We start from the raw sequence: 208 nt of genomic DNA on the forward strand, positions 1-208 counted from the left end.
GGAACGGCGGTCGCGGACACATCTACCATCTCGGGACCAGTGTGCGGCCGTTTGAGCCGCTGCAAATCAATGTCGAGCTCGACAACAACCAGGGGTATAACGGCAAGACCAACGGAGTTCTTGTCGATGCATTCTACGACGTGACAAAGAGCCTCCAGGTAGCCGGCGGCCTCGGCTATGACGTGTACAAGCGCGATGTCATGGACAA

The 208-nt window shown here is 57.2% G+C and carries 1 pseudogene; it reads left to right on the top strand.

Going from position 1 to position 208, the window contains the following annotated elements:
• A pseudogene (locus KI811_RS18480) lies at positions 1-208 on the top strand (hypothetical protein); the annotation flags it as partial.

The sequence above is a fragment of the Geobacter hydrogenophilus genome (assembly GCF_018501225.1).
GTDB classification, from domain to species: Bacteria; Desulfobacterota; Desulfuromonadia; order Geobacterales; family Geobacteraceae; genus Geobacter; species Geobacter hydrogenophilus.